The sequence below is a fragment of the Candidatus Neptunochlamydia vexilliferae genome, from assembly GCF_015356785.1.
GTDB classification, from domain to species: domain Bacteria; phylum Chlamydiota; class Chlamydiia; order Chlamydiales; family Simkaniaceae; genus Neptunichlamydia; species Neptunichlamydia vexilliferae.
The window spans coordinates 1-2,173 of the sequence record NZ_JAAEJV010000107.1; the positions used below are offsets into that span (position 1 = coordinate 1).

Consider the following 2,173-nt stretch of genomic DNA (forward strand, 5'->3'; position numbering starts at 1 on the left):
CCCCGAAAGCGCAGAAAAAACACTATAAATTATTTTAAACCCCGAATTGGGAGAAATTTATAAACTTTCATCTTCTAGTCGAGCCAAATCGGCGGCTGGTCGGCTGGATTTTTTCGACCCAGCTTACTTAAAATTGTTACAGCGGGAAAGCCTCAGCTTTTTAGTGATTGTTGACATGATCTTGCCTTTGGTTAATTTCTTCATCCCAAATGAATGCTTTATATGCGAAGAAGTCTTTCTGGGGTGGGAGATTGTGTTGCTGATTGTTTGAGGGCAGGGGAGCTTTCTCCTCTTTTTGGTCGAGGGCAAAAGGGAAGAGGAGCTGTCCAATGCTTTCCCTTTTTAGTGTGTGTAAGAGGTATGTGTTCATTTCTTCTTCGCTCATAATCGGCATCATGGTCTAAAAAGAAAGAAAAATCAACCCTCAAAGCCAAAGTAGGGGATAATTTTAAGAAAAAGAGTCCTTTTACGATAGAATAGCTTTTACCTCTAAACAATCCTCTTTTTGAAGGCGATAATGATTGACATGATCAAAAAAAAGACCAAACAAGTGGTGAGAAAATTTAACCATCATCTCAAATTTACTCTCTGCTAGTTGGTAGGCGTTTATGAGTGTATCGATTTGGTTGCAAATTTTTTGCTTATCCTTGAAAATATGGTCATAAGCTCTCTTATTAGACCAACCGAAATATGAGTAATTATGATCTCCTTTCGTGTCAACTCCAACGAACTCAAGGGTGTCGTTGAAATAGTCATCTTCAATAAATTTTACATAATTGCTTAGTACTGCTCTTTGCACTTTGTTCATGGAGTCATATTCCCCATCGATAGATTCAATACCCTTCTTTAGCTCCGTCAAAAAGGCTTTTTTCTTGGATAAAATCTCACCGATATTTTTTTGAGCTATGATTTCTGGGTGGACCTGAGATAAAATGAACAGTCCATCTTTAGCAAGAGCAAGCTTCATCACGTCCTTTGCCCATAAGAGGGGAATCACAGTTTCTCCTGGCCGCTTTACAGCTTGGTCATGCAGGCTCAGGGCATGCAACTCTTCCTGCTCAGTGATTTTATCAATAAAGCTCTTGCAAGGTTCATTTTCTGGGTATTTTTCTATTTTGTCATAGGCGGACGGGTCGATTTCGAAGGGTCCGTTTTTTTAGGGAAGTTAGCAAGTGTTCCATTCAGGAACACATTCATGATCTGAGCTCCACGGCAAATCCCCATGACCGGTTTTTTGTTTTTTTCACTTAGATCCAACAGTGTAAATTCTATGATACTTCTTAAGAGCTCTTTTTTTCTCGTATCATAAGCCCGATCAATTGTAAACCCTTTGTATAAAAGGTTTGGAACGTGCTTGCCTCCAGGAATGATAAGGCCATCAACTATAGAGAAAAACTCTGTAGCATAGTTTTTAACCCTTTCGATAATGTGTTCTCCGCGAGGGTTTTCTAGTATCCACTGCCCACGGCTTTTAGCTTCAGAGGAGCAGTCAGGCTGGTAGTCGATCAATGTCTTGCTAGCGGCTTCTCTCAAATCGACTCGATCGATATCAGTAGGGTAGTGCATATAATAGACAGGGATACCCCCTAGTTTTTTGATCGCTATGACTTCCATCCTCGCATAGTAAGCAGGGGAGGAAAGATCCATCCCAATCCCTATCACGGGCCGATTAATCTCGTGGGGAGCGCAATTCTCGAAAGAAAATGATTCTCTATTGCCACAAAAAATCACGTTTTTAAGGGAGCAGTTTTGAATCAATGAATCTCCAGAGATAACAGTGCCTAGAAAGGTCATCCCTTCAAGGGAACCCATATGGTCTTGAATAAAGACCCTGTTAGGATCCTTTTCTCCATCGATTTTCAGATCATGAATGGTTGCTTGGCTCCAACAGGTATAAGATAGCCGGCAATTTTTAAAGGTAGCAGAATCTACATGAATATCAAAAAAAATCGCACTCTCGAAGTCGCAGTTAGAAAATGAGACATTCTCAAGCGCTCCTTTGCTAAAGGTGGCACCCCTAAAATCACAGTCAATAAAATGGCAGTTAGAAAACCGAATATGTTTTAGTGATGTACAGGACACCTGCAAAGTCTAAGTCATATCCCTGCCAACCTGGTAAGTGTACGGAGAGGATTAACTAAGTAACCTATTGCCTGCATAGGCAAGCTTTTCT

2 protein-coding genes are annotated in these 2,173 nt (G+C 40.6%); both read right to left on the reverse strand.

What is annotated here, in order from left to right; translation table 11 throughout:
* Window positions 1-466: 466 nt before the first annotated feature.
* Window positions 467-997, reverse strand: coding sequence for a hypothetical protein (locus NEPTK9_RS09380; RefSeq protein WP_194848570.1), 531 nt, complete (start codon window positions 995-997; stop codon window positions 467-469).
* Window positions 998-1,110: 113 nt separating this feature from the next.
* Window positions 1,111-2,082: a gamma-glutamyl-gamma-aminobutyrate hydrolase family protein gene (locus NEPTK9_RS09385; RefSeq protein WP_194848571.1), complete on the reverse strand. Its 972-nt coding sequence runs from the start codon at window positions 2,080-2,082 to the stop codon at window positions 1,111-1,113.
* Between the last annotated feature and the right edge of the window lie 91 nt (window positions 2,083-2,173).